This is a genomic window from Pseudomonas sp. MYb541 (assembly GCF_037479595.1).
GTDB classification, from domain to species: domain Bacteria; phylum Pseudomonadota; class Gammaproteobacteria; order Pseudomonadales; family Pseudomonadaceae; genus Aquipseudomonas; species Aquipseudomonas canadensis.
Genome location: NZ_JBBGYS010000014.1, coordinates 104,560 through 128,107, shown reverse-complemented (window position 1 = coordinate 128,107; position 23,548 = coordinate 104,560). Strand labels below are relative to the sequence as shown.

At 60.7% G+C, this 23,548-nt stretch carries 27 protein-coding genes and 1 pseudogene; 12 read left to right on the top strand and 16 right to left on the bottom strand.

What is annotated here, in order from left to right; all coding sequences use genetic code 11:
• Nucleotides 1-611: AlgP family protein (locus WH299_RS11295; protein WP_339550303.1), on the bottom strand; the 611-nt coding region annotated here is incomplete at its 3' end.
• Nucleotides 612-803: 192 nt separating this feature from the next.
• On the opposite strand from WH299_RS11295, the gene WH299_RS11290 reads away from it, so the two are divergent.
• On the top strand, nucleotides 804-1,481 hold the full coding sequence (locus WH299_RS11290; RefSeq protein WP_323622912.1) for an FKBP-type peptidyl-prolyl cis-trans isomerase: 678 nt from the start codon (nucleotides 804-806) through the stop codon (nucleotides 1,479-1,481).
• A gap of 56 nt (nucleotides 1,482-1,537) precedes the next feature.
• Here the strand turns inward: WH299_RS11290 and rsd are convergent, their stop codons facing one another.
• The 7 genes from rsd to WH299_RS11255 form a co-directional block, all read right to left on the bottom strand.
• Nucleotides 1,538-1,996, bottom strand: a complete 459-nt coding sequence (rsd, locus tag WH299_RS11285; protein ID WP_339550302.1) for a sigma D regulator — start codon at nucleotides 1,994-1,996, stop codon at nucleotides 1,538-1,540.
• Between the two features lie 209 nt (nucleotides 1,997-2,205).
• Nucleotides 2,206-2,727 carry a disulfide bond formation protein B gene (locus WH299_RS11280; RefSeq protein ID WP_122729826.1) on the bottom strand — a complete coding sequence of 174 codons (522 nt, stop codon included), beginning with the start codon at nucleotides 2,725-2,727 and terminating at the stop codon, nucleotides 2,206-2,208.
• Nucleotides 2,728-2,963: 236 nt separating this feature from the next.
• Nucleotides 2,964-4,205, bottom strand: a complete 1,242-nt coding sequence (locus WH299_RS11275) for a heme biosynthesis protein HemY (RefSeq protein WP_339550301.1) — start codon at nucleotides 4,203-4,205, stop codon at nucleotides 2,964-2,966.
• Between the two features lie 5 nt (nucleotides 4,206-4,210).
• Nucleotides 4,211-5,323: a uroporphyrinogen-III C-methyltransferase gene (locus WH299_RS11270; protein ID WP_123474808.1), complete on the bottom strand. Its 1,113-nt coding sequence runs from the start codon at nucleotides 5,321-5,323 to the stop codon at nucleotides 4,211-4,213.
• A gap of 18 nt (nucleotides 5,324-5,341) precedes the next feature.
• Nucleotides 5,342-6,100: a uroporphyrinogen-III synthase gene (locus tag WH299_RS11265; protein WP_339550300.1), complete on the bottom strand. Its 759-nt coding sequence runs from the start codon at nucleotides 6,098-6,100 to the stop codon at nucleotides 5,342-5,344.
• Nucleotides 6,097-7,038, bottom strand: a complete 942-nt coding sequence (gene hemC / locus WH299_RS11260) for a hydroxymethylbilane synthase (RefSeq protein ID WP_028618437.1) — start codon at nucleotides 7,036-7,038, stop codon at nucleotides 6,097-6,099. The genes WH299_RS11265 and hemC overlap by 4 nt, the downstream gene beginning before the upstream one ends.
• A 138-nt stretch (nucleotides 7,039-7,176) precedes the next feature.
• The gene (locus WH299_RS11255) at nucleotides 7,177-7,923 is read right to left on the bottom strand and encodes a LytR/AlgR family response regulator transcription factor (RefSeq protein WP_028618438.1); all 747 of its coding nucleotides are present in this window, start codon (nucleotides 7,921-7,923) and stop codon (nucleotides 7,177-7,179) included.
• Nucleotides 7,924-8,428: 505 nt separating this feature from the next.
• Between WH299_RS11255 and argH the strand changes: the two genes are divergently transcribed.
• Complete coding sequence (gene argH, locus WH299_RS11250) at nucleotides 8,429-9,823, top strand: argininosuccinate lyase (protein WP_028618439.1); 1,395 nt, start codon at nucleotides 8,429-8,431, stop codon at nucleotides 9,821-9,823.
• A gap of 93 nt (nucleotides 9,824-9,916) precedes the next feature.
• On the opposite strand, the gene WH299_RS11245 is transcribed toward argH, so the two are convergent.
• Nucleotides 9,917-10,576: a glutathione S-transferase family protein gene (locus WH299_RS11245; protein WP_126569465.1), complete on the bottom strand. Its 660-nt coding sequence runs from the start codon at nucleotides 10,574-10,576 to the stop codon at nucleotides 9,917-9,919.
• Between the two features lie 126 nt (nucleotides 10,577-10,702).
• On the opposite strand from WH299_RS11245, the gene WH299_RS11240 reads away from it, so the two are divergent.
• From WH299_RS11240 to WH299_RS11230, 3 genes are all read left to right on the top strand, one after another.
• Entirely contained in the window at nucleotides 10,703-10,987 is a 285-nt protein-coding gene (locus tag WH299_RS11240; RefSeq protein ID WP_126569464.1) for a hypothetical protein, read from the top strand.
• 96 nt (nucleotides 10,988-11,083) lie between these two features.
• On the top strand, nucleotides 11,084-11,338 hold the full coding sequence (locus WH299_RS11235) for a TIGR02647 family protein (RefSeq protein WP_010207442.1): 255 nt from the start codon (nucleotides 11,084-11,086) through the stop codon (nucleotides 11,336-11,338).
• 167 nt (nucleotides 11,339-11,505) lie between these two features.
• Nucleotides 11,506-14,346, top strand: a complete 2,841-nt coding sequence (locus WH299_RS11230; protein ID WP_339550299.1) for a class I adenylate cyclase — start codon at nucleotides 11,506-11,508, stop codon at nucleotides 14,344-14,346.
• On the opposite strand, the gene rnk is transcribed toward WH299_RS11230, so the two are convergent.
• From rnk to cyaY, 3 genes are all read right to left on the bottom strand, one after another.
• Nucleotides 14,343-14,756 carry a nucleoside diphosphate kinase regulator gene (gene rnk, locus WH299_RS11225; RefSeq protein WP_122687029.1) on the bottom strand — a complete coding sequence of 138 codons (414 nt, stop codon included), beginning with the start codon at nucleotides 14,754-14,756 and terminating at the stop codon, nucleotides 14,343-14,345. The genes WH299_RS11230 and rnk overlap by 4 nt on opposite strands.
• A gap of 131 nt (nucleotides 14,757-14,887) precedes the next feature.
• Nucleotides 14,888-15,106, bottom strand: coding sequence for a DUF1289 domain-containing protein (locus WH299_RS11220; protein ID WP_339550298.1), 219 nt, complete (start codon nucleotides 15,104-15,106; stop codon nucleotides 14,888-14,890).
• Nucleotides 15,107-15,108: 2 nt separating this feature from the next.
• On the bottom strand, nucleotides 15,109-15,441 hold the full coding sequence (gene cyaY, locus WH299_RS11215) for an iron donor protein CyaY (RefSeq protein ID WP_339550297.1): 333 nt from the start codon (nucleotides 15,439-15,441) through the stop codon (nucleotides 15,109-15,111).
• 238 nt (nucleotides 15,442-15,679) lie between these two features.
• On the opposite strand from cyaY, the gene lptM reads away from it, so the two are divergent.
• The 6 genes from lptM to WH299_RS11185 are packed head-to-tail and all read left to right on the top strand — an operon-like array spanning nucleotide 15,680 to nucleotide 20,265.
• Nucleotides 15,680-15,850 carry an LPS translocon maturation chaperone LptM gene (lptM, locus tag WH299_RS11210; RefSeq protein ID WP_010207449.1) on the top strand — a complete coding sequence of 57 codons (171 nt, stop codon included), beginning with the start codon at nucleotides 15,680-15,682 and terminating at the stop codon, nucleotides 15,848-15,850.
• A 9-nt stretch (nucleotides 15,851-15,859) separates the two neighbouring features.
• The gene (gene lysA / locus WH299_RS11205) at nucleotides 15,860-17,107 is read left to right on the top strand and encodes a diaminopimelate decarboxylase (protein WP_122687027.1); all 1,248 of its coding nucleotides are present in this window, start codon (nucleotides 15,860-15,862) and stop codon (nucleotides 17,105-17,107) included.
• Nucleotides 17,108-17,110: 3 nt separating this feature from the next.
• Nucleotides 17,111-17,941, top strand: a complete 831-nt coding sequence (gene dapF, locus WH299_RS11200; protein WP_122729838.1) for a diaminopimelate epimerase — start codon at nucleotides 17,111-17,113, stop codon at nucleotides 17,939-17,941.
• Nucleotides 17,942-17,954: 13 nt separating this feature from the next.
• Nucleotides 17,955-18,671 carry a DUF484 family protein gene (locus WH299_RS11195; protein WP_122729840.1) on the top strand — a complete coding sequence of 239 codons (717 nt, stop codon included), beginning with the start codon at nucleotides 17,955-17,957 and terminating at the stop codon, nucleotides 18,669-18,671.
• A gap of 2 nt (nucleotides 18,672-18,673) precedes the next feature.
• Nucleotides 18,674-19,573, top strand: a complete 900-nt coding sequence (gene xerC, locus WH299_RS11190) for a tyrosine recombinase XerC (protein WP_028618449.1) — start codon at nucleotides 18,674-18,676, stop codon at nucleotides 19,571-19,573.
• Nucleotides 19,570-20,265, top strand: coding sequence for an HAD family hydrolase (locus tag WH299_RS11185; RefSeq protein WP_339550296.1), 696 nt, complete (start codon nucleotides 19,570-19,572; stop codon nucleotides 20,263-20,265). Before xerC ends, WH299_RS11185 begins: the two co-directional genes overlap by 4 nt.
• A 169-nt stretch (nucleotides 20,266-20,434) precedes the next feature.
• On the opposite strand, the gene sutA is transcribed toward WH299_RS11185, so the two are convergent.
• From sutA to glnK, 4 genes and pseudogenes are all read right to left on the bottom strand, one after another.
• Nucleotides 20,435-20,761 (bottom strand): transcriptional regulator SutA, encoded by a 327-nt coding sequence (sutA, locus tag WH299_RS11180; RefSeq protein ID WP_016975879.1) that lies wholly within the window; start codon nucleotides 20,759-20,761, stop codon nucleotides 20,435-20,437.
• 102 nt (nucleotides 20,762-20,863) lie between these two features.
• Nucleotides 20,864-20,938, bottom strand: a pseudogene (locus tag WH299_RS11175) (secondary thiamine-phosphate synthase enzyme YjbQ); the annotation flags it as partial.
• A gap of 211 nt (nucleotides 20,939-21,149) precedes the next feature.
• Entirely contained in the window at nucleotides 21,150-22,487 is a 1,338-nt protein-coding gene (locus tag WH299_RS11170; protein WP_016975881.1) for an ammonium transporter, read from the bottom strand.
• Nucleotides 22,488-22,521: 34 nt separating this feature from the next.
• Nucleotides 22,522-22,860, bottom strand: coding sequence for a P-II family nitrogen regulator (gene glnK, locus WH299_RS11165; protein ID WP_002555808.1), 339 nt, complete (start codon nucleotides 22,858-22,860; stop codon nucleotides 22,522-22,524).
• Nucleotides 22,861-23,282: 422 nt separating this feature from the next.
• Here glnK and WH299_RS11160 point away from each other — a divergent pair, with 422 nt between their 5' ends.
• Nucleotides 23,283-23,543: an accessory factor UbiK family protein gene (locus WH299_RS11160; RefSeq protein WP_010207460.1), complete on the top strand. Its 261-nt coding sequence runs from the start codon at nucleotides 23,283-23,285 to the stop codon at nucleotides 23,541-23,543.
• Nucleotides 23,544-23,548: the final 5 nt, after the last annotated feature.

Genomic DNA, 23,548 nt, shown 5'->3' with positions numbered 1-23,548 from the left:
GCTGGCTTGGCGGCTGGTTTCGCAGCAGCGGTTTTAGCAGCTGGCTTGGCGGCTGGTTTCGCAGCAGCGGTTTTAGCAGCTGGCTTGGCGGCTGGTTTCGCAGCAGCAGTTTTGGCAGCAGGTTTTGCCACAGCTTTAGCAGGTGCCTTGGCAGCAACAGCCTTGCTCGCTGGCTTTTTCGACGCGCTCGCTGCAACCGCTTTTGCAGGGGTACGAGCACCCAGCACTTTAGCCACAGCTTCCTTCACACGACCAACGCCCTGGGCCAGTTTCAGGCTTTCCTGGGCATCTTTTTTCAGTTGGGAAATGTAGGCGCGGGTTTCAGCTTGGCGATCCTTGAGGGCGTCCAGCAGGTCCTCAAGTTCTTTGACAGCGTCTTTGGCTTTGGCTTGTGCCTTGGCCTTGCCGGCAGTGGCGGCGTCTTGCAGTTTGGTGCGGGATTTGTGCAGCTTTTCTTGCGCTTTACCGCGTTGTTTTTCCAGCTTGGCGAGCAGTTTTTCTGCATCGGCCAGAGCTTGGGAACAAGCGCTTTCCAGATGTTCGAGCAAGCTGCCCGAGAGTTGTTGGAGTAAATGCAACGGGGTATTAACAGGCTTCTGTTTGGCCGACATGGTTTACCTCCTGGCTGACGTGGGTGCGGCTCATACTAGCCCTCTGCTCTTACCGCCGCTAGGGCATGTTGACAGTATCGTTTGCCTTGCGTTGCACCGTGTGAAAATTCTTATCGATATAACGAAAATACGCGGCACTTTTTGCGCCTTCACACTGGCATAATCCGTCGCACTTTCGGCGGGAGAATGCCCATGTCGCGTTACCTTTTTCTTGTGCTGGGCTTGGCGGTTTCGGTGGCCAATGCAAGCGATCAATTGCCGACAAAAAGCACTGATCAGAATCAGCATGACCTCGCCTACAGCCTGGGCGCCAGCCTTGGTGAACGCCTGCGCCAGGAGGTTCCCGACCTGCAAATCCAGGCGCTGGTCGAAGGCCTCAAACAAGCCTACCAAGGCAAACCCTTGGCGCTGGACAACGCTCGCATCGAACAGATTCTCGCCCAGCACGAAGCACAAAACGAAGCCGACGCACAGGCGCCTCAAAGCGAAAAAGCACTCGCGGCCGAACAACAATTCCTGAGCAAAGAAAAAGCGGTAAAAGGCGTGCGTGAATTGGCGGATGGAATCCTGCTCACCGAACTCACCTCTGGCACAGGTGAAAAACCCAAAGCCAGCGACCAGGTTCAAGTGAAATACGTGGGGCGGTTACCCGATGGCACGGTGTTCGACCAGAGCACACAACCACAATGGTTTCGCCTGAACAGTGTGATCAGCGGCTGGAGCATTGCGCTGCAACAGATGCCGGTGGGGGCGAAATGGCGGCTGGTGATTCCATCGGCCCAGGCCTATGGCGCGGATGGCGCCGGCGAATTGATTCCGCCTTACACGCCATTGGTGTTCGAGATCGAATTGCTCGGAACTCGTTCCTGATCCAATAAAAAACGGTGCGTCATGGGCACCGTTTTTTGTTTATCGCTATCGAGCGATCAAGCCTGGGTAGCAGACTCTTCCTTGTGCGCGTTATGCAGCACTTCGATCAAGCAATCTTCCAGCTCGAATCGCTCGTGCAGCAACGCACCCAATTGTTTGAATTTATCCGCCACGCAGTTACCGGCATCACACAGGTCGGTGAACTCGAGCAGCTTTTCGGTGATGACATCGATACGCGGATAGAGGGTCTCAGCCAAATCCAGGCCACGCTGATCGTCAAAGGCTTCCGCCTCCTTGGTCAGTTGTTCGTAGACGCCGAAATGGCCGGCTGACAAATAGTCCACCAACACGCCGCAGAAATCCTGCAGCGGTTCACGGTTCTGCGCCAGTGCCTCGGGTTTGGCGCCGAGCGCATCAAAGGCCCGAACCAGTTCGTGACGTGCCTTCAGCCAGCTGTCGATCAGCTTGTGCACCCCACCCCAGCGTTCCTGAGCATTCTGACAACTTTCCAGCATGATGATCTCTCTTCCCTATAGGGGCGCTGCCGCCTGGTGCCCGCGCAACACTTCAAGGATAAAGCAGCAACCGGACAAGGCCGCATCTGACAAACGGTTTCAATGACACGTGCGGGCCAGATTATGCCCGCATGACTGTGGCTTCAAGGTACGCAGGACAGAAAGTTCATACAAGTGTTTAATCCCGTCCTACGAACCGCAACTGACCTTCAGCGTCTCACCGGACGCAAATGATGGCTTAAAAGCAGCCGTGAAAACTGCATGCCCCCCAGGATCAACATCCCGACGAAGAACAACAAGCTCCATTCCGGCACACTCAAGTCAAACAGCGTCCAGTTGATCTCCACGCAGTCAACAGTGCCTTTGACCGTCAATTGCAGGGCCTGCGAAAACGACAGGTTTTCGATCATGTAGTGCAGGCTAGGCCAGCAATCAGCCGCCTGACCCGGTGCGGCGTTTTGTAGCAATACCTGGCGTGTGGCGGTAATGGCGCCGAGCAACGCGAAGGCCATGCCCGCCAGCCCATACACGCAGCCCACGGAACGCTGGGGGTTATGGATCACGGCGACCAGATTGATCAATGTGAAAGCCGCCAGGAACCCTCTTTGCAGCTGGCACAGGAAGCAAGGGCGCAAGGAGGCGCCGAACTCGAGGTAAAAGGACGCGCCCAATGTCAGCGCACCTGCCAGGAACGCAAGGAAAAACAAGGAGCGTGAAGGGGCCAAAGACATGCTTTATCCGCATCGCGAAAGATAGGTCGCTACGGTAGAGGAAAGGCCTGACCCCTTTCAATACGTGCCAGAGCAGACGATTCCGCGAGACGGTAAGGACTTACCGCCAGAAGATGGAAGACGTTGGGCTATTGAGCGTCGGACGCTGCCCACAAACGCTCTACAGCCCGTCTTTTCGACGTAATGAGGGGGTGGCTGCCAGACATATCCGAGCCAACCATCAACCATCGCCTACATCAAGCGCGGACCGGAACAGGCAGCGGTGACGCCAGCAAACGGTTATCCAGCAACCCCAGCCCCTCTTGGAACAGCTGGTTGCTGCGCTCCGTATCACCCAGTTGCGCCAACAATCGCGCCAACTCGGCACAGGCCTCGGGATTGCGCTGCACCTGAAGGCTACTTTCCAGATAATCCCGCGCTTTGCCCCACAGGCTGTTTTGCAAGCACAGACGGCCAAGCGTCAGCAGCAGGCTGGCATCACCTGGGTGATCCTTGAGCCAACCTTCGGCAAACTTCAATTGCTTGGCGGGGTCACTGCCACGCAGCAAGCCGTAGAGCCGAATCAGATGGCTGTCGTAGCCGCGCTTTATCGCTCCACGCAGCGCTTCTTCGGCCTTGGCATCGGCGCCCAACTGGCGCAGTTGCTCGGCATAAGCCAGGACCAATTGCGGCTCCTGGCGCTGGGCTGAAGTGAGTTGCTGCCAGGCCCGCTCGAGGGATTGCAAGCCGGCCTCGCCCTGCTCTTCACGCTGGGCTGCGAGGCTCAGGTTCTCGCCCCACGCGCGACGCTCAAGCTCGGCCAGCTCGCTGGCGGGCAGCACTTTATCCTTGCGCAGTTCCGGCAGCAGGCGGATCACCGACGACCAATCGCCCCGCTGCTGATGCAAACGCTGCAATTGACGCAGGACTTGGGCGTTGTGGGGATGACGTTCGTGCATGGCCTGCAAGGTGGTCAGTGCGCCGTCAGTATCACCGCGGTCCAGTTGGAGTTGTGCATGGCTCAGGGCAACCGCGAGCTCGGCCTGGGGCTGACGCTCCAAGGCGCGCTCCAGCAGACCGTCGGACTCTTCGTAACGCCCCTGCTCATTGGCGGCACGGGCTGCGCCGAGGTAGTAGAGCAGTGGCTGACGTTCGGCTTCGGCTGCACGATGCAAGTGGCGCTCGGCACTGGCCCAGCGACCTTCGGCGAGGTCCATCTGGCCCTGCTCGATGGCGATCTGCACGCGACGGCTGCGGTTACGCCGCGACCACGGGTTGACCACCCCACCGGAGGTGGTGACCAGGCTCAGCAGCACACGGACCAGGTAGATCGCCAGGCCGATGGCAAACACCGCTACCAGGGTCGCCCACAAGCTCGACTCGTAATGCAGCACATGAGGGTAGGTAATCAGCACGTAGCCGGTGTGTTTCGAAATGCCCACGGCCAGTGCCAGCGAGATTGCAATCGCCAGCACCAGAATCACATAGAAACGTTTCATCGGCTCTACTCCTGCTTCGCCGGCGTGGCCGCCGCCTTGGCTTCGTCGGCAGACAGATGACGACGTTCAAGGTACGCCTGCACGGCAGCAAGGCTCGCGGCCAGGTCCGGCGTCACCACCGATACCGCCTTGGGCTCAAGCTCGGCGATACGCGCCAGCATCGCCTTGCTCTGCGGGTTGTCTTGGTTGAAGTTGTCCTGCAACACGCTGCGCGCCTCGCCCAATGAGCGGCTATAGACCGCCGACTCACCATTGAGCGCTGCCCATTGCGCCTGCTCCAGCGCCAGGCTCAGGGCCAGGCGCACCTGGTTCAAACCTTGGCCGGCCAGCAGCGGACGGATGTTGTCATCCGGGTTGAAGTCGATGCGGAAGTAACGGGAAATCTGCTCCCACCATTGGCTCCAGCGGCTTTCCGTATCGGTGGTTGGACGCCCCTGGGAAGCAGGTTCGGTCAACTGATATTCAGGAGCGATAGCTGCCAGTTGCACGACTTGATCACGCAAGGCCGCCAATTGCAGGTACAACCCGGTGCGGTCCGGCTGCTCGGTGCTGCGCAACGCGGCAAGGCTCTTGGCCAACTGCTCACGCGCGGCGTAGGCGCCTGGATCGCTTTGCTCGCGAAGAATCTCGTCAGCACCCTGGACCAACGCCTGGGCGCTGTTGATATCTTGAAGGGCAGAAAGGCGCAGGCTCGCCAGGCGGATCAAGTGTTCCGCCTCAGCCAGGCGCCAGTCCTTGCGGCTGGATCCCAGCACAGTTTCCAGGCGTTGGCTCAGGCGCTGCTGATCACCCTGCAATTGGGCCACCAGGCGACGGCGCTCCTCCAGCTCATCCGCAGCCGGCAACTGCGCCAGTCGCGCTGCCAGTTGTTGCTGGCTTTGCTTGAGGGACTGGGATTGGTCATCGAGGGTCTGCACCTGGCCCAGTTGCTGCTGGCTACTGGCTTGCAGGGCGCGGACCTGCCAGATTCCCCAACCACCAGCGGCCACGCCGGCAACGCCGAGCAACAGGGCCACGATTGCCAGGCCATTGCCACGGCGCGGCGCGGAGACCGGTGACTCAACCGGCGCATCAAGTGCGGGTTGGGTTTCATCTTTAGGCAAGGCTGTTTCGCTCACGTATCCGTCCTTTGCGTTTCAGAGAGTGGGAACGGGATAACTCCGTATCGCCACTAACAAAGCCGCGGCACTCGCGCCGCGACAATCCACAACTTTTTCTGCGCCAGCGGCCCGCGCCATCTCCAGGACTCGCGGGCTTGGCACGAACAACGGCAGCTGTGCCACCTGGGGCCAATCGGCTCCAGCCAGGGTTTGCAGGTGTAAAAAACCCTGCCCACTGCTGACCACCAGGCCGTTCAAGCGTTCCAACTGGATGCGTTGCATCAGTGCCCCGGCGTCGTAGGCCGGCAGGAAACGGCGATACAACTCCAGATAGTCGACACTAGCACCTTGTTCACGCAAACGCTCCGCCAGCAGTTCCCGACCGCCCTCGCCGCGCAGGATCAACACCTGGGCACCCGGGCGGGCGATAGCCTCGCGTAACGCGGGCAATTGAAGCAAAGCCTCGCTGTCGTCACCAGTAGGCGGATACTTAACACTGAGGCCATACTCGGCCAGCACCTGCGCGGTAGCCGCGCCGACACTGAACCACGTCAGCTGTGGCCATGCGCGATCCAACTGCACCACGGCAAGGCGCGCCGCCGGCTTACTGACGACGATCACCGCACAGTAACGCCCCAGGTCATGGAAGACGGATTGCTGTTCAGGTGTGACGGGGAGCGGCTCAATATCCAGCAAAGGCAGGCTGCTGCTGAAAATGCCAGCTTCGGACAACGAGGCCGCCAGGGCCATCGACTCCTCGGCAGGCCGCGTCAGCAACACGCGCCATTCGGTCACTGCGGACCGGCCTCGCCGTAGACCTTCTGCAGGATGGCACCAGCGCCTTTGTCCAGCAGTTCCTCGGCTACCTGGATACCCAAGGCCGTGGCTTCACGCTGCGGGCCGCGCACCTCGGCGGTCAGGAGCGTGCCGCCGTCCGGATCGCCCACCAGGCCACGCAACCAAAGATTTTCACCTTCAAGCACGGCGTAGCAGGCAATCGGCACCTGGCAGCCACCGTTGAGGTGCTTGTTCAGGGCACGCTCGGCCGTGACGCGGACTTCGGTGTCATGGTGATCCAGGGGTTCGAGCAGGGCGTGGATTTCACTGTCGGCGGTGCGACATTCGATACCAACGGCGCCCTGTCCGCCTGCAGGCAGGCTGTCCTCGACACTGATGGCCGAGGTGATGCGGTCTTCGAAGCCCAGGCGAATCAAGCCGGCCGCGGCGAGGATGATCGCGTCATATTCACCGGCGTCCAGCTTGGCCAGTCGGGTGTTGACGTTGCCACGCAGGAAGCGGATCTGCAGGTCTGGGCGACGGGTCAGCAGCTGTGCCTGACGACGTAGGCTCGACGTGCCGACGATGCTACCCAGAGGCAACTCATCCAGGGACGCGTAGGTGTTGGAAACAAAAGCATCACGCGGGTCTTCGCGCTCGCAGATGCAAAACAGGCCCAGGCCTTCGGGGAAGTCCATGGGCACGTCTTTCATCGAATGCACGGCGATGTCGGCTTCGTTCTCCAGCAGCGCGGTTTCCAGTTCCTTGACGAACAAACCCTTGCCGCCGATCTTCGACAGTGGCGAGTCGAGCAGCTTGTCACCGCGACTGACCATGGGCACCAGGGACACCTTGAGACCAGGGTGGGCCTGTTCCAGGCGTGCTTTGACGTATTCGGCCTGCCACAAGGCCAGGGCGCTTTTACGGGTGGCGATGCGGATTTCGCGAGAGGACATGGATCAATCCGTACTGAATAGATACGGCAGATAATAACAGCTCAGGCAAATACGCTTTGATTTGAATCAGCAAGTGCGGGGCCTCCCTGGCCGCGTCGCACCGGGATATGAATTGCAGGCCTCGCCACAGCCCTCCGGCTAAAGCTGCTGCATCATCTTGCGCACACCCGCCACATGCCGTCGGCTGACGATCAGTGCGTCGCCATTCAGGCCTTTCAGGAATAGCTGAAAGTGCCCCAGCGGCGTGCGTTGCAGGCGTTCGATGCGCTCGCGGGCCACCAGCGCATTGCGGTGGATACGCACGAAGCGGTCGCCGAATTCATCCTCAAGCGCCTTGAGCGGTTCATCGAGCAGCACTTCGCCGCCCTGATGGCGCAAGGTCACATACTTGTGATCGGCGATAAAATAGACCACCTCGCCCAAGGGGATCAGCTCGATACCTTTGCGGGTGCGTGCGCTGATATGGCTGCGCGGCCCGTTGCCACTCTGGGCTGCTGGCTGAGTCAGGGCGGCGAGTTGCACACGGGTTGGGCGTTCGGCTTTTTTCAGGGCCTTGAGCAATGCTTCGCCAGCCACCGGTTTGGTGAGGAAGCTGACACCGCTGGCCTCCAGCGTCTCCGCGGAAAACTCATCGCCTGCTGCGCAAAACACCACGGCGGGTGGCGACTCTCGCTCGCTCAGTCGTGCGGCAACTTGCAGGCCATCGAGGCCTGGCATACGGATATCGAGCAACACCACATCCGGCTTGAGGCTGTCGATCAGCGTCAACGCCTCTTCGCCCGTGGTGGCGCTCGGTTCGAGTACTGCGTAACCCTCGAGATCACTGACCAAACGGCTCAGTCGCTCGCGGGCTTGGGGTTCGTCATCAACGATCAGGACATTCATATTGCGCTGGATTCCTGCGTGAGTCTCGCACAAGGATAGCGTAGACAGGTGCGGTGACTTGCGTCACAGCGATCCACGCTAAGACTAGCGCGAGCGGCAAAAAGTGCCCTGAGAGTGGCACCCATATTTACCCGGACCTGTTCAATAGCGCCCAAGACCTGCTGCCTTCGGGCATCGTCGTAGGGTTTGCTGATACACAATCCGAATACCCCCCTTTTTAAATGGATAGTCTGGGCTCTGACCGCATCACCCGACTTTGGTGCATTCACACACTATCAGTCCAACTGTAGACGCTCACTGAGACGACATTGCTCAATCGTCAAATATCGTTTCAATAAACCCCTGTACCCAGTCTCGTCCTGGACGCGTTCGGCGGCAAGGCACTTAGCCATCCTTTGCACAAATAAAAATGCCGACGACCCGCAGCACCGCGTCCACGGGCAACCCTGTTATTATCGCCGGCACACTTCCATGCCTCTTTATTAAGCAGATCACGAGCGAATCCATGAGCACCGACAAGACCAACCAGTCCTGGGGCGGCCGCTTCAGTGAACCCGTCGACGCCTTCGTCGCCCGCTTCACCGCCTCCGTCACCTTCGACCAGCGCCTGTACCGCCACGACATCATGGGCTCCATCGCCCACGCGACGATGCTGGCCAAGGTCGGCGTGCTGACCGACGCCGAGCGCGACAGCATCATCGACGGCCTGACCACCATCCGTGGCGAGATCGAGGCCGGCACCTTCGACTGGCGCGTCGACCTGGAAGACGTGCACATGAACATCGAGGCCCGCCTCACCGACCGCATCGGTGTGACCGGCAAGAAGCTGCACACCGGTCGCAGCCGTAACGACCAGGTGGCCACCGATATCCGCCTGTGGCTGCGTGATGAAATCGACCTGATCCTGTCCGAAATCACCCGCCTGCAAAAAGGTTTGCTGGAACAGGCCGAGCGTGAGTCGGACACCATCATGCCGGGCTTCACTCACCTGCAGACCGCGCAACCGGTGACGTTCGGCCACCACCTGCTGGCCTGGTTCGAAATGCTCAGCCGCGACTACGAGCGTCTGGTGGATTGCCGCAAGCGTGCCAACCGCATGCCATTGGGCAGCGCCGCGCTGGCCGGCACCACCTACCCGATCGACCGCGAATACACCGCTCAATTGCTGGGCTTCGACGCCGTAGGCGGCAACTCCCTGGATGGCGTGTCGGACCGTGACTTCGCTATCGAATTCTGCGCCGCCGCCAGCATCGCCATGATGCACCTGTCACGTTTCTCCGAAGAGCTGGTGCTGTGGACCAGCGCGCAATTCCAGTTCATCGACCTGCCGGACCGTTTCTGCACCGGCAGCTCGATCATGCCGCAAAAGAAAAACCCCGACGTCCCCGAACTGGTGCGTGGCAAGAGCGGCCGCGTGTTCGGCGCCTTGATGGGCCTGCTGACCCTGATGAAAGGCCAGCCGCTGGCCTACAACAAGGACAACCAGGAAGACAAAGAGCCGTTGTTCGACGCTGCCGACACCCTGCGCGACTCCTTGCGCGCGTTTGCCGACATGATCCCGGCGATCAAGCCCAAGCACGCGATCATGCGTGAAGCGGCGTTGCGCGGGTTCTCCACCGCGACCGACCTGGCGGACTACCTGGTACGCCGTGGCCTGCCGTTCCGCGATTGCCACGAAATCGTTGGCCACGCAGTTAAATATGGCGTCGACACCGGCAAGGACTTGGCGGAAATGAGCCTGGAAGAACTGCGTCAGTTCAGCGACCAGATCGAGCAGGACGTGTTTGCCGTGCTGACCCTGGAAGGCTCGGTAAATGCCCGTAATCACATCGGCGGTACTGCACCGGCGCAGGTGAAAGCAGCTGTGTTGCGCGGCCAGGAATTGCTCGCCAGCCGCTAAAAGCATCGCAGGCAAGCCAGCTCCCACAGGAAATCGCATTCCAATGTGGGAGCCGGGCTTGCCCGCGATAGCGTCCTGCCAGACGCCAAAAATCTATTTCTTGGCCGCGATCATCGCCATAAACGCCGGCATCGCCGCCTCTCTGTCCGCCGCCACTTTCTGAGCGTTGGGCATGGCGTGCAACCTTTCCAGCAACGCCTTGGCCGCCGGCATTTCAGCCAGCAGATCCAGGCCAAACAGCTTCTCGCCCACCGCGCAGGCGAGGTTCACGCTGTACATGAAATACAGATCGGCAATGGTGAAACTCTCCCCCGCCACATAGGGTGCGAACTTGCCGTGCCTGCCCAACGACCCGAAACCCAACAGCAACTCGGCCTTGGACTTCTCCTTGATTGCCTCCGGTACCGGCATGCCAAAAAACGCCTCGGCAAAACACGCACGGGCAGGCAACTCGATGTACAGCTCGATTTCTCGGCACAGCGCCAGCACCAGTGCACGCTGGAACGGCTCGGCCGGGAGCAGCGCCGGCCCTTCCTGGGTGTGTTCGATGTATTCGAGGATCACGCTGGTTTCGTTGATAAAACCCTGTTTCACGCCCAGCACCGGCACCTTGCCCCGCGGGCTCACGGCCAGGGCTTCGGGGGTTTGACCAGCGTAAAAAGGCACCTCTTCGAAAGGCAGCCCTTTCTCCAGCAGCGCCAGCTTGACCATGTTGTAGTAGTTACTGACCGAGAATCCGTAGAGCTTGAGCATTGCAGGTGCCTCCAGGCCGGAAATGGGGTTGGCTGCAAGTGTTATAGATCCCGACGCCAGCCCTGACCAGAAGCATCACCGGCCTGAATGGAGTTAGACTGGCGCCCTTTCCTTGAGGAGCCTGCCATGAGCGAGCCGACCGATATCGACAACGACGAAGAAGAATTCGCCGAAACCACCCTGACCGAAGCGATCGAGAACCAGATCGAGAGCGAAAACCCACCGGCCGCCAAGGCCACGTTCAACAAGCTGACCCTGGTGGGCTACGAGCGTGAAGATATCCTGCAACTGATGGCTCACGTGCTGGCTATCGAGATCGACGCGCTGCTGGAAGAGGACCGCGCCTTCAATACCGAATGGTATGAAACTGCACTGCGCGCGCTGCCGGAATTGCCGCCCGAAAAGCAATAAATCCAACACGCGGCAACACACTGGACAGTTCGGCAAAGTGCGTTCACCTTATGGCCTGCTAGCCTCTAATAAATTCTTAGAAAGTCTGGAGTCCTTATGTCGTATACCCCTGAGTTGGTTGCCGAACTGGAAATCCTTGTACTCTTCCCCCTGGACAGCACCAAAGAAGGTCTGAAAGTCCACCAGACCGCCGCGCCGACTGCCATCGCCGCTGCCAAACGCCTCCACGCGAAAGGGCTTATCGACCAGCCGGACGGGGGCTACCTGACCAGCCTTGGCCGGGACGCCGCAGAGCAGGCCCAGACCCTGCTGACTATCTTGACCACTGCCACGACCAAAGAAGCCGCCTGATATCTGATACGCCCATGGAGTCCGCCTCCTGCGGATTCCGAGGGCGTTGCTGTGGAAGTGCAAAAATTCTGACGTCAAAAACCATTTCCCTCTAAACCTCCTACGCTACTGGCTGTAAACTCCTACACGGCCGCCCACGTCGGGCCCTGCGAGCCACCGAGTTCGACATGACCCGCACCCATGAAATCCGCCCCGACCTGGACGAAGGCATCGACCGCAAGGTGCTGGCCCAGTTGCGCGCGCGGTTCATGGCCCTCAATGAAGGCCGCATGGCCCGGGCCATCGAGGGGCTGACGCCGCGCCAGCAAAGCGTGCTGAACCTATTGCCGCTGTTTTTCCACGTCAACCATCCGTTGCTGCCGGGTTATGTGTCGGGCAGTACGCCAGCAGGCCTGTCGAATTACGAACCGGAAGCCCAAGCCCTCACCGAAGCCCAGCGCCTGACCCGTTCGTTCTCCTACAAACCGCGCCACGGCAACCCGCCGCGACCGATCCATGGCCTGTTCCTGATGGGCAGCCTGGGCACCCTGGCCCAGGCCGACCAGAGCGATATGGACGTGTGGGTGTGTCACGCCCCGGACCTGAGCGAAACTGAGCTGGCCGAACTGCGCAAAAAGTGCCAGTTGCTGGAGGCCTGGGCCCTGACCATGGGCGCCGAGGCGCACTTCTTCCTGATCGAGCCGACACGCTTTGTGCTCGGAGAGCGCGACACGCAACTGAGCTCCGACGACTGCGGCACCACCCAGCATTACCTGTTGCTGGATGAGTTCTACCGCACCGCCATCTGGCTGGCCGGACGCACACCGATCTGGTGGCTGGTGCCGGTGTATGAAGAAACCCGTTATGCCGAGTTCACCCACACGCTGATTTCCAAGCGTTTTATCCGCGCCGACGAAACCCTCGACCTGGGTCACCTGGCGCGCATTCCCCCAGGCGAATTCATTGGTGCCGGGCTGTGGCAACTGTTCAAAGGCATCGAGTCACCCTACAAATCCGTGCTCAAGCTGCTGCTGACCGAGGTCTACGCCAGCGAACACCCGAACGTGCACTGCCTGAGCCTGCGCTTCAAGCGAGCGGTGTTCGCCAACCAGATGGATCTGGATGAGCTGGACCCGTACATCGTGGTGTACCGCCGTATCGAGGAATACCTCAAGGCCCGCAACGAGCCCGAGCGCCTGGAACTGGTGCGGCGCGCGCTGTACCTGAAGGTCAACCGCAAGCTCAGCGCGGGCCAGCGCACCACCAGTTGGCAACGCCTGCTGCTGGAGCGCCTGGCCCATGAATGGGGCTGGGACCAGCGCCAATTGGCGTTGCTCGACAGCCGCAGTCAATGGAAGGTGCGCCAGGTTGCCTCCGAGCGTCGGGCGCTGGTCAGCGAGCTCAATTACAGTTACCGCTTCCTGACCCAATTCGCCCGCACCGAACAAACGGTCAGCCTGATCAACAAGCGCGACCTCAATGTGCTGGGTCGGCGCCTGTACGCCGCCTTTGAACGCAAGGCCGGCAAGGTCGAGTTCATCAACCCCGGCATTGCCCCGGACTTGGCCGAAGACACCCTGACCCTGGTGCAATCGCCCAACCGCAAGGAGCCGGGCCAGCACCACTGGGGCCTTTACAACGGTAACCTCACGGCGCTGGAATGGGAGCATTTTGCGCCGATCAAGCGCAGCCGCGACCTGCTGGAAATGCTCACTTGGTGCCATCGCAACGGCGTGATCGACAGCAGCACCCGCCTGGCCTTGCACCCCGGCACCAGCGACATGACCGAATTTGAGCTGTTCAACCTGCTGGGCAGCCTGCAACAAACCATCGCCCTGCCCCTGGCCAGCGTGGATGAAGAGCGCCTGCTGCGCTCGGCCGTGCCGGAGGAAGTGTTGTTGCTGATCAACGTCGGCGTCGACCCGCTCAAGCATCACCGCGACCTTAATATCCTGATGACCACCGAGCGCACCGACTCCCTGAGCTATGCCGGTGTACGGGACAACCTGGTGCTGACCCTGGACCAGGTCACGCTCAACAGCTGGAACGAGGTGATGGTCAGCCGCTTTGACGGCCCGCACGCGCTGCTCGACTGCCTGCGCGACTACCTCAACCAGTTGCCGTCGGACCATCTGCCACGCCTGCGGGTGCGTTGTTTCTGTCACAACCGTGCGCAGTTCATTGCCCAGCGCGTGGAAGAAATCTTCGACACAGCGCAGAACCTGCTGCTCGGTCAGGGCAATCACCGCTATTTGCTTCAGGTGCAGCAGCACTATCACGTGATGGAACTGATGCCGGGCCAGGCCACCCATGTATCCCTGCCGACCCAGAATGCGCTGATCGCCTACCTCAGCGAAGAATTAGCCAACTACAGCCCGTTGCACCTGGACGCCATGGCCCTGGAAGACCACGACCTGGCGCTGCTGCTGCCGATGGGGATGGCCGATTGCGTGCAGGTGTTCTACCGGGTCAACGAAGGCTTCGCCGAGCTGTATGTGCTGGATGAATTCAACGCGCTCTGGCAACAGCGCCTGCCGTTTCACGATGAACAGAGCCTGTTGGCGCCGTTGCAGCGTTTCTTGCAGTCGATCATTTATCGCCGGGACGCGCTGTCGCCGCTGGACCCGCAAGAGCCGCTGGGCGCGGTACAGGTCTTGTATTACCAGCTATTGCCATCTGGCAACGGCCGCGCGCGCGGCATCGAACCTCGACCTGCGCCGCTGAACCCGGCGAACAAACCGTTTTACGACGTGCAGGCGATTATCGGCAAGGCCGCCCCAGGCCAGGTGGGCATTACCTTGTACTGCAATCAGCGAGAGTTTTCCGAACTGGAATTTGGCGACCAACTCTTTGCAGTGGTCGCCCAGGAAATCGTCGGGCAACGCCGGGAGATCGAGCGTTACCGCTGCTACATCACCGACCTGGACCTGTCCGGCCTGCTCGGCGATGTGCAAAGCCCGAGCAACCTGTACCTGCGTTACAAGGCCGAGCTGGAGCTGTCGCTCAACGTGGCGCTGAGTCAGATTTAGAGAGGGAAGGCGCCGCCGTCTTTAGGTTGTCCTTCAACATTGAGCAGTTCCAGCTTGAGGGTCTTGCCGCCCGGTGCCGGCCAATCGATGTGCTGACCAACCTGCAAACCGAGCAACGCGCTGCCCACGGGAGCCAGGATCGAGATCTTGCCCTCATCGGCATTGGCGTGTTTCGGGTAGACCAGGGTCAGGTGGTAGTCCTTGCCGCTGCCTTGCTCACGGCAATGCACGCTGGAGTTCATGGTCACGACACCCGCAGGCACTTCATCGTGGCCAACCACGTCTTCGGCGCGGTCGAGTTCGGCTTGCAACGCTTCGACGCCGGGAGATTCGTCGCCCAAGCGGTCGATCAGTTGCTCCAGACGCTGCACGTCAAGGCGGGTGAGGATGATGGACGGTGCGGTGGTCATGATTCAGGCAGACTCCTTTTTTCTGCACAAAAAAGCAAAACCCCGCCAGGAAAAGGCGGGGTTCTCACGGGCCTCGATGAGTTGAGGCGTACCCGGACACTACCACAGCGTCACAAATAAACAAGACGGCCTCAGGCTTGGGCTCGGCGCTGCTCGGCCTCGGCGCAGATCACCCGGCGCCGCGCATCGTCGGCAGAGCGCCATTCACGGATATCTTCCACGTGGCGGAAGCAGCCGAGGCAGACTTTCTGCTCGTCTAGGCGACACAAACTGATACAAGGTGACGGCACCGCCGGGCTGACATTACTGAACAGCGGCTTCGGCGGGCGGACGGGTGCAGGCTGGGTCACGGTCAGATCTCGTCGAATTCCAGGTCGGCGCCGGTGTACTCGCTGACCAGGCGCGCGAGCATTTCACTCAGCAACTCTTCACTCTTGTCGCACTGCCATTTGCCGCTTTCTTCGTCGTAGTCGAAGTGCACGCCACCGGAACGCGCCGCCAGCCACAGCTGACGCAGCGGCTCCTGGCGACTGAAGATCAGTTGCTGGCCGCTTTCGAACTTGACGGTCAGCACGCCGGCCGAGTTTTCCAGGTCCACGTCCAGGCCGCTGTCGTCGAAAATATCTTCCAGCGCCTGCTGGGTCGAATCCACCAGGTCGTGAAAACGGGCTTCGGTCAAACTCATTGTGGCAACCTCAAAAGTGTCTGGTTTTGCTCAAGCGCCGCACGATACGGGCGAGCCCCGCCGATTGCAAAGGATACCGATTTCAACACGATTGACGGCGTGGAAAATCCTCAAGCAGCGTAGTCCGCTTCCCGGCCGTGTCGGCAAACCCCCGCCGGACGGGTATTCCAGCGCATAGGCAAGCTGGCGGGTGGTCGGTATACTCGGGCGCAATTAATGCATATTCAAGGATTTCGCCATGAAGCGCCTGATCTCTTCCCTTGCTGCGCTCGTCGCGGTCGCTTGCCTCGTTAGTGCCTGTGGTCAAAAAGGCCCGCTGTACCTGCCCGATGACAGCAAAGATCCGAATGAACAGGCGCAATCGTCGCAAAAGCCTTCCAAAGCGCATAAGCACGACACCTACGAATAAGGGACTTCCATGGACGCTTTTAACTACCGGGACGGCGAGCTGTTCGCGGAAGGCGTGGCGTTGTCCGCGATTGCCCAGCGCTTTGGCACCCCAACCTATGTGTATTCCCGTGCGCATATCGAAGCCCAGTACCGCTCGTTTACCGATGCCCTCGACGGTGTGCCGCACCTGGTGTGCTACGCGGTCAAGGCCAACTCCAACCTCGGCGTACTGAATGTCCTGGCCCGCCTCGGCGCTGGTTTCGACATCGTGTCGCGTGGCGAGCTGGAACGTGTACTGTCCGCTGGCGGCAAGGCTGACAAGATCGTGTTCTCCGGCGTCGGCAAGACCCGCGATGACATGCGCCGCGCCCTGGAAGTCGGCGTGCATTGCTTCAACATCGAATCCACCGACGAGCTGGAACGCCTGCAGGTCGTGGCCGCCGAAATGGGCGTTCGCGCGCCGATCTCCCTGCGCGTCAACCCGGACGTCGATGCCGGCACCCACCCCTACATTTCCACCGGTCTCAAAGAGAACAAGTTCGGCATCGCCATTGCCGACGCCGAGGACGTATACATCCGCGCCGCGCAACTGCCGAACCTGGAAGTGCTGGGTGTCGACTGCCATATCGGCTCGCAACTGACCACGCTGCCGCCGTTCCTGGATGCGCTCGACCGCCTGCTGGCATTGATCGACCGTCTCGGTGAATGCGGCATCTACCTGCACCACATCGACCTCGGTGGTGGCGTGGGCGTGCGTTATCGCGACGAAGAGCCGCCGCTGATTGCCGACTATATCCAGGCGGTGCGCGAGCGCATCGAAGGCCGCGACCTGACGCTGATGTTCGAGCCTGGCCGCTATATCGTCGCCAATGCCGGCGTGCTGCTGACCCAGGTCGAGTACCTCAAGCACACCGAGCACAAGGATTTCGCCATCGTCGATGCGGCGATGAACGACCTGATCCGCCCGGCGCTGTACCAGGCCTGGATGAATGTCACCGCCGTGACGCCGCGCGCCAGCGAAGCCCGCGCCTACGACATCGTCGGCCCGATCTGCGAGACCGGCGACTTCCTGGCCAAGGACCGTCAGTTGGCCCTGGAAGAAGGCGATCTGCTGGCCGTGCATTCGGCCGGTGCCTACGGGTTTGTCATGAGTTCCAACTACAACACCCGCGGCCGTACCGCCGAGGTGCTGGTGGACGGTGATCAAGCGTTTGAAGTGCGTCGCCGCGAGACGGTAGCCGAGTTGTATGCTGGCGAAAGCCTGCTGCCGGAGTAAGCCATGCTGCTGCGTTTTACCAAGATGCACGGGCTGGGCAATGATTTCATGGTCCTCGACCTGGTCAGCCAGCACGCGCATATTCTGCCCAAGCACGCTAAACAGTGGGGCGACCGTCACACCGGCATTGGTTTCGACCAATTGCTGATCGTCGAAGCGCCGAGCAACCCGGAGGTGGATTTCCGTTACCGGATCTTCAACTCCGACGGTTCCGAAGTGGAACAGTGCGGCAACGGTGCACGCTGCTTTGCCCGCTTTGTGCTGGACAAGCGCCTGACCGCCAAGCGGCAGATCCGCGTCGAGACCAAGAGTGGCGTGATCGAGCTGGATATCCGCAGTGATGGCCAGATCAGTGTCAACATGGGCGCGCCACGCCTGGTGCCGGCGGACATCCCGTTCCAGGCTACCGAGCAAGCTGTCAGCTACGCGCTGGACGTTGATGGCAAGACCGTCGATATCGCCGCCGTGTCCATGGGTAACCCCCATGCGGTGCTGCGGGTCAACGACATCAATAACGCCCCCGTGCATGAATTGGGGCCGAAAATCGAACACCACCCGCGCTTTCCGGCGCGGGTCAACGTGGGCTTCCTGCAGGTGATCGACCGTAACCGCGCGCAATTGCGTGTATGGGAACGCGGCGCCGGCGAAACCCAGGCCTGCGGCACCGGTGCTTGCGCCGCTGCCGTGGCCGCGATCAGCCAGGGGTGGATGGATTCGCCGCTGCTGATCGACCTGCCCGGCGGACGCTTGTCCATCGAGTGGGCAGGCCCTGGCCACCCGGTGCTGATGACCGGGCCGGCCTCGCGCGTATACGAAGGACAGGTCCGTCTATGAGTGAGCCAATCCAATGACCGATAAGCCTCAAGTACCCGCAGAAGCGTTCCCGAGTGAAAGTCTGGAGGCCGCTGCCGTCGCGGCGTACCTTGAGGCTAATCCGGACTTCTTCGTCGAGCATGATGAACTGCTGCCGGCCCTGCGCATCCCCCACCAACGTGGTGACACGGTGTCGCTGGTGGAGCGGCAGATGAAGATCCTGCGCGAGCGTAATATCGAGATGCGCCACAAGCTCTCGCACCTGATGGACGTCGCCCGCGACAACGACCGCCTGTTCGAGAAAACCCGCCGCCTGATCCTGACCCTGATGGACGCTACCAGCCTGGAAGAAACGGTGATCGCCGTGGAAGACAGCCTGCGCCAGGACTTCCAGGTGCCGTTCGTGAGCCTGATCCTGTTCAGCGACAACCCGATGCCGGTGGGACGCTGGGTCAGTGGCAGCGACGCACAAACCGCCATCGGCGGCCTGTTGTCCGAAGGCAAGACCATCAGCGGCACCTTGCGCGAACATGAGCTGGACTTCCTGTTTGGTGCCGAACAGCGCAAGCAGATAGGTTCCACGGCGGTGGTCGCGCTCAGCCATCAAGGCCTGCACGGCGTGCTGGCCATCGCCAGCCGTGATCCACAGCATTACAAAAGCTCAGTGGGCACGCTGTTCCTGACCTACATCGCCGAGGTACTGGGCCGCGTCCTGCCGCGCTTCACCACCGCCCTGCGCGCGGTGCGCTAGCCATGGAACGGCAACTGGACGCTTATTGCGCTCACCTGCGCAACGAGCGCCAGGTGTCGCCCCACACCCTGGAAGCCTACCGGCGGGACTTGAACAAGGTCCTGGCCTACTGCGAAAAACAACAGATCGGCAGCTGGAAGGCCCTGGATATCCAGAGCCTGCGCAGCCTGATCGCGCGCCTGCACCAGGCAGGTCAATCCTCGCGCAGCCTGTCGCGCCTGCTCTCGGCGGTACGCGGGCTCTATCACTATTTGAACCGCGAAGGCCTGTGCGATCACGACCCGGCCAACGGCCTGTCACCACCCAAGGGCGAACGGCGCCTGCCCAAGACCCTGGATACCGACCGCGCCCTGCAATTGCTGGATGGCGCCGTTGAAGATGACTTCCTGGCCCATCGCGACCAGGCCATCCTTGAGCTGTTCTATTCATCGGGCCTGCGCCTGTCGGAGCTGACTGGCTTGAATCTCGACCAGTTGGACTTGGCGGACGGCCTGGTACAGGTACTCGGTAAAGGCAGCAAGACCCGCGTGTTGCCGGTGGGCCGCAAAGCCCGCGAAGCCTTGCTCCTGTGGTTACCGCTGCGCCTGCTGACCAATCCGGCGGATGATGCGGTGTTTGTCAGCCAGCAAGGCCGGCGCCTGGGGCCACGGGCGATTCAAGTGCGGGTCAAGGCGGCCGGCGAGCGCGAGCTGGGCCAGAACCTGCACCCACACATGCTGCGACACTCTTTTGCCAGCCACCTGCTGGAATCATCCCAGGACCTGCGCGCGGTTCAAGAGCTGCTCGGCCACTCCGACATCAAGACCACACAGATCTACACCCATCTGGACTTCCAACACCTGGCAACGGTGTACGACAGCGCCCATCCACGGGCCAAACGAATCAAGGGCGGCGACTCATGAGTATCAAGCTGATCACCTTCGACCTGGACGACACACTCTGGGACAACGTACCCGTCATCATCAGTGCCGAAGCGTCGATGCGAGAATGGCTGGCGCTTAACGCCGCCAAGGTCGGCGACTTGCCGCTGGAGCATTTCGCCAGTCTTCGCCAACAGGTGCTGGAGCGCCATCCCGAGCTGAAACACCGGATCAGCATCCTGCGCCACCGGGTGTTGATGCATGCGTTTGAAGAAGCCGGTTATCCACAGCCCGAGGCTACGGAAATGGCGGATGTGTGCTTCGAAGCGTTCATTCACGCGCGGCACCAACTCACCCCCTTCCCCGAAGCGGAGCCCATGCTCCGGGCGCTGCGCCGGCACTTCCTGCTGGGGGTGATCACCAACGGCAATGCCGACGTGCAGCGTGTTGGCCTGGCGGATTACTTCCACTTTGCCCTGCGCGCTGAAGACATCGGCATTGCCAAGCCGGATGCGCGATTGTTTCAGGAAGCGTTGCAGCGTGGTGGGGTGGATGCCAATGCGGCGGTGCATGTTGGCGATCACCCAGGGGACGACATTGCTGGGGCGCAGCAGGCGGGGCTTCGAGCGGTGTGGTTTAACCCGACGGGCAAGGCGTGGGATGCGGATAAGCGTCCGGATGCCGAGATTCGCAACCTGGCGGAGCTGCCAGAGTTGCTCCGCAGCTGGAACTGACACCGAACCCAATGTGAGAGCTGGCTTGCCTGCGATAGCGGTCTATCAGGCACATTTTCATTGACTGACACTGCGCCATCGCGGGCAAGCCCGCTCCCACAGGGTATTGCGCTAGACATGAAAAAGCCCGCAGCGACGGCGGGCTTTTTCTTACAAGCGGGTGCTGACCTCAGATAGGTCGGCTGCCGTACTTGTTATCCGGCTTCTTCGGTGGATCCGCCACCACGTTGGCCTCGACTTCCTGCACTTTGCCGCCTTTAGCGAGGAACTCTTCCATCGCACGGGCCAGGGCATCACGCTCTTTGTTCTTGGCTTCAACGCTCGGCAATTCATCGACCGACACCGCTGCCTTGGCTTTGCCTTTGGCAGCCGGGGCAGGTGCGTCATCGCCACCGTCGTCGTCAGCAACGTCTTCCGCCGCCGCTTCCAGACCTTCTTCGGTGTCGTCTTCGTCACCTACTTCGAGTTCGTCGTTTTCCAGATCATCGTCGCTCATGTTCTACCTCATGACTTGCGAAAAGCAGATTAGTTATAGCCCAGCTTCACCCTCTGTCGAGGCAGCCGGAAGAAAATCAACATCCACTGGGTAACCAGTGGCTTATGCCCCATCACCGTGCAAGGTGGCGAGGACTTTACGAGCACCGCCATGATCACGGTGCTCGCCCAGATAAATACAGTTCTGCGCCCATCGGCGCGCATTCTAGCGCGCTCTGGGAAAAAACAAAGTGTCGAATACGCCTACATGCCTGTAAGACATTCGCACGCTGAAAAGTGCCGTGTGCATCCCATCACAAACACGGCGTAAAAACCGCTACACATTGGTATGACTGACAAACGCCAGGCAAAAAAATGCCCGGCAAGCCGGGCATCTTTTTTTCACGCTATTACAAGTTGTAGCCGCGCTCGTTGTGTTGCGCCAGGTCGAGGCCGACGGCCTCTTCCTCTTCGGTCACCCGCAGGCCCATGACCATGTCCAGCACCTTGAGGATGATGTAGGTCACGATCGCCGTGTAGATCACAGTGAAGCCAACGCCTTTGCACTGGATCCAGACTTGCGCAGCGATGTCAGTCACCGTGCCGAAGCCGCCCAGCGCAGGGGCTGCGAACACACCGGTGAGGATCGCACCGACGATGCCGCCGATACCGTGCACGCCGAAGGCGTCCAGGGAGTCGTCGTAACCCAGCTTGCGCTTGAGGCTGGTGGCGCAGAAGAAGCAGATCACACCGGCAACCAGGCCGATCACCAGGGCGCCCATCGGGCCCACGGTGCCTGCGGCTGGGGTGATTGCAACCAGGCCAGCGACTACGCCCGAGGCAATGCCCAGTGCGCTTGGCTTACCGTGGGTGATCCACTCGGCGAACATCCAGCCCAGCGCAGCAGCAGCGGTAGCGATCTGGGTGACCAGCATCGCCATGCCGGCAGTGCCGTTGGCCGCAGCCGCGGAGCCGGCGTTGAAGCCGAACCAGCCGATCCACAGCATCGCCGCGCCGATCAGGGTGTAACCGAGGTTGTGCGGAGCCATCGGGGTGGTCGGGAAGCCTTTGCGCTTGCCGAGCACGATGCACGCCACCAGGCCAGCCACACCGGCGTTGATATGCACCACGGTGCCGCCAGCGAAGTCCAGCACGCCCCAGTCCCACATCAGGCCACCGTTGCCGCTCCACACCATGTGCGCGATCGGCGCGTAGACCAGGGTGAACCAGATCGCCATGAAGATCAGCATCGCAGAGAACTTCATACGCTCGGCGAAGGCACCGACGATCAACGCCGGAGTGATGATGGCGAAGGTCATCTGGAAGGTGATGAACACCGCTTCCGGGAACAATGCCGCAGGGCCAGTGATGCTGGCTGGGGTCACGCCCGCCAGGAATGCCTTGCCCATGCCGCCGAAGAAGGAGTTGAAATTGACGACGCCCTGTTCCATACCGGTGGTATCGAACGCGATGCTGTAGCCGTAGACGACCCACAGGATGCTGATCAGGCCGGTGATCGCGAAGCACTGCATCATCACCGACAGAATATTCTTGGAACGGACCATGCCGCCGTAGAACAGCGCCAGGCCAGGGATGGTCATGAACAGCACCAAAGCGGTGGCGGTCAGCATCCAGGCGGTGTCGCCGGAATTGAGGACTGGAGCAGCCACTTCGTCTGCCGCCATGGCCAAGCTTGGCATTACGATGGACAACAGGGCTCCGAGCCCTGCGAATTTACGCAGAGTCATATTGTTTTCTCCTGGGGCGTTGGGGTTTGGCGGCTTAGATTGCGTCGGTATCGGTTTCGCCGGTACGGATGCGAATAGCCTGTTCCAGATTGACCACGAAGATCTTGCCGTCACCGATCTTGCCGGTGTTGGCGGCCTTGGTTATCGCCTCGATAACCCGATCAAGATCCTTGTCGTCAATGGCGACATCAATCTTCACCTTCGGCAGGAAATCGACCACGTATTCCGCGCCGCGATACAGCTCGGTATGACCCTTCTGCCGACCGAAGCCTTTGACCTCAGTAACGGTAATGCCCTGCACGCCGATCTCGGACAACGACTCGCGCACATCGTCCAACTTGAACGGCTTGATGATGGCAGTGACTAGCTTCATGAAAACTCTCTCCCGAATTGGTGGACTTGCCCCAGGAAAACAAACCCGTCTCAAGTCTAAGCGCAGTGCCTGGCTTTGTAACGCGTCGTCGCCTCGGCATTTGCCTTTGCGACGCCAGCGAACCACTGGTGACGAAACCTGTACCCCTGATCCGTCGGCGCACTGCATTCGTCACAGCGACTGCATCAGTGCATGGGTCATGATCGTCTAAGCAGAAACCTTGCCAGCTCCGTAAAAATCACTGAAATCAGTCCTTTGCCCACTTATGCCCACCTGCGGGCCTCTTCGGCGGTTGCAATGCGCACAAAAACAGTGCGCCGCCGCCCGGCCCTCTGCGCGAAAAGCGTGCGCCCGCCGTCGTGAAAAAGACTATAGACGCTGCGTGATACACTGCCGGCCAACTGTTTTCCGGAATATTTCCCATGCTCGCGCCCAAAGACCTCCTCGACGCCCTGAGCGGCCACGCCTCTCGCCTGTTCAGCGGTGACACGCCGTTGCCCCGCAATGAAATCGAAAGCCAATTCAAGGCATTGCTGCAAAGCGGTTTCAGCAAGCTCGACTTGGTGAGCCGGGAAGAGTTTGATAGCCAAATGGTAGTGCTGGCCCGAACGCGTGCGCGGTTGGAGAGCCTGGAGGCCAAAGTGGCCGAGCTGGAAGCGCGGTTGACGCCAGCGGGCGAATAACCGGC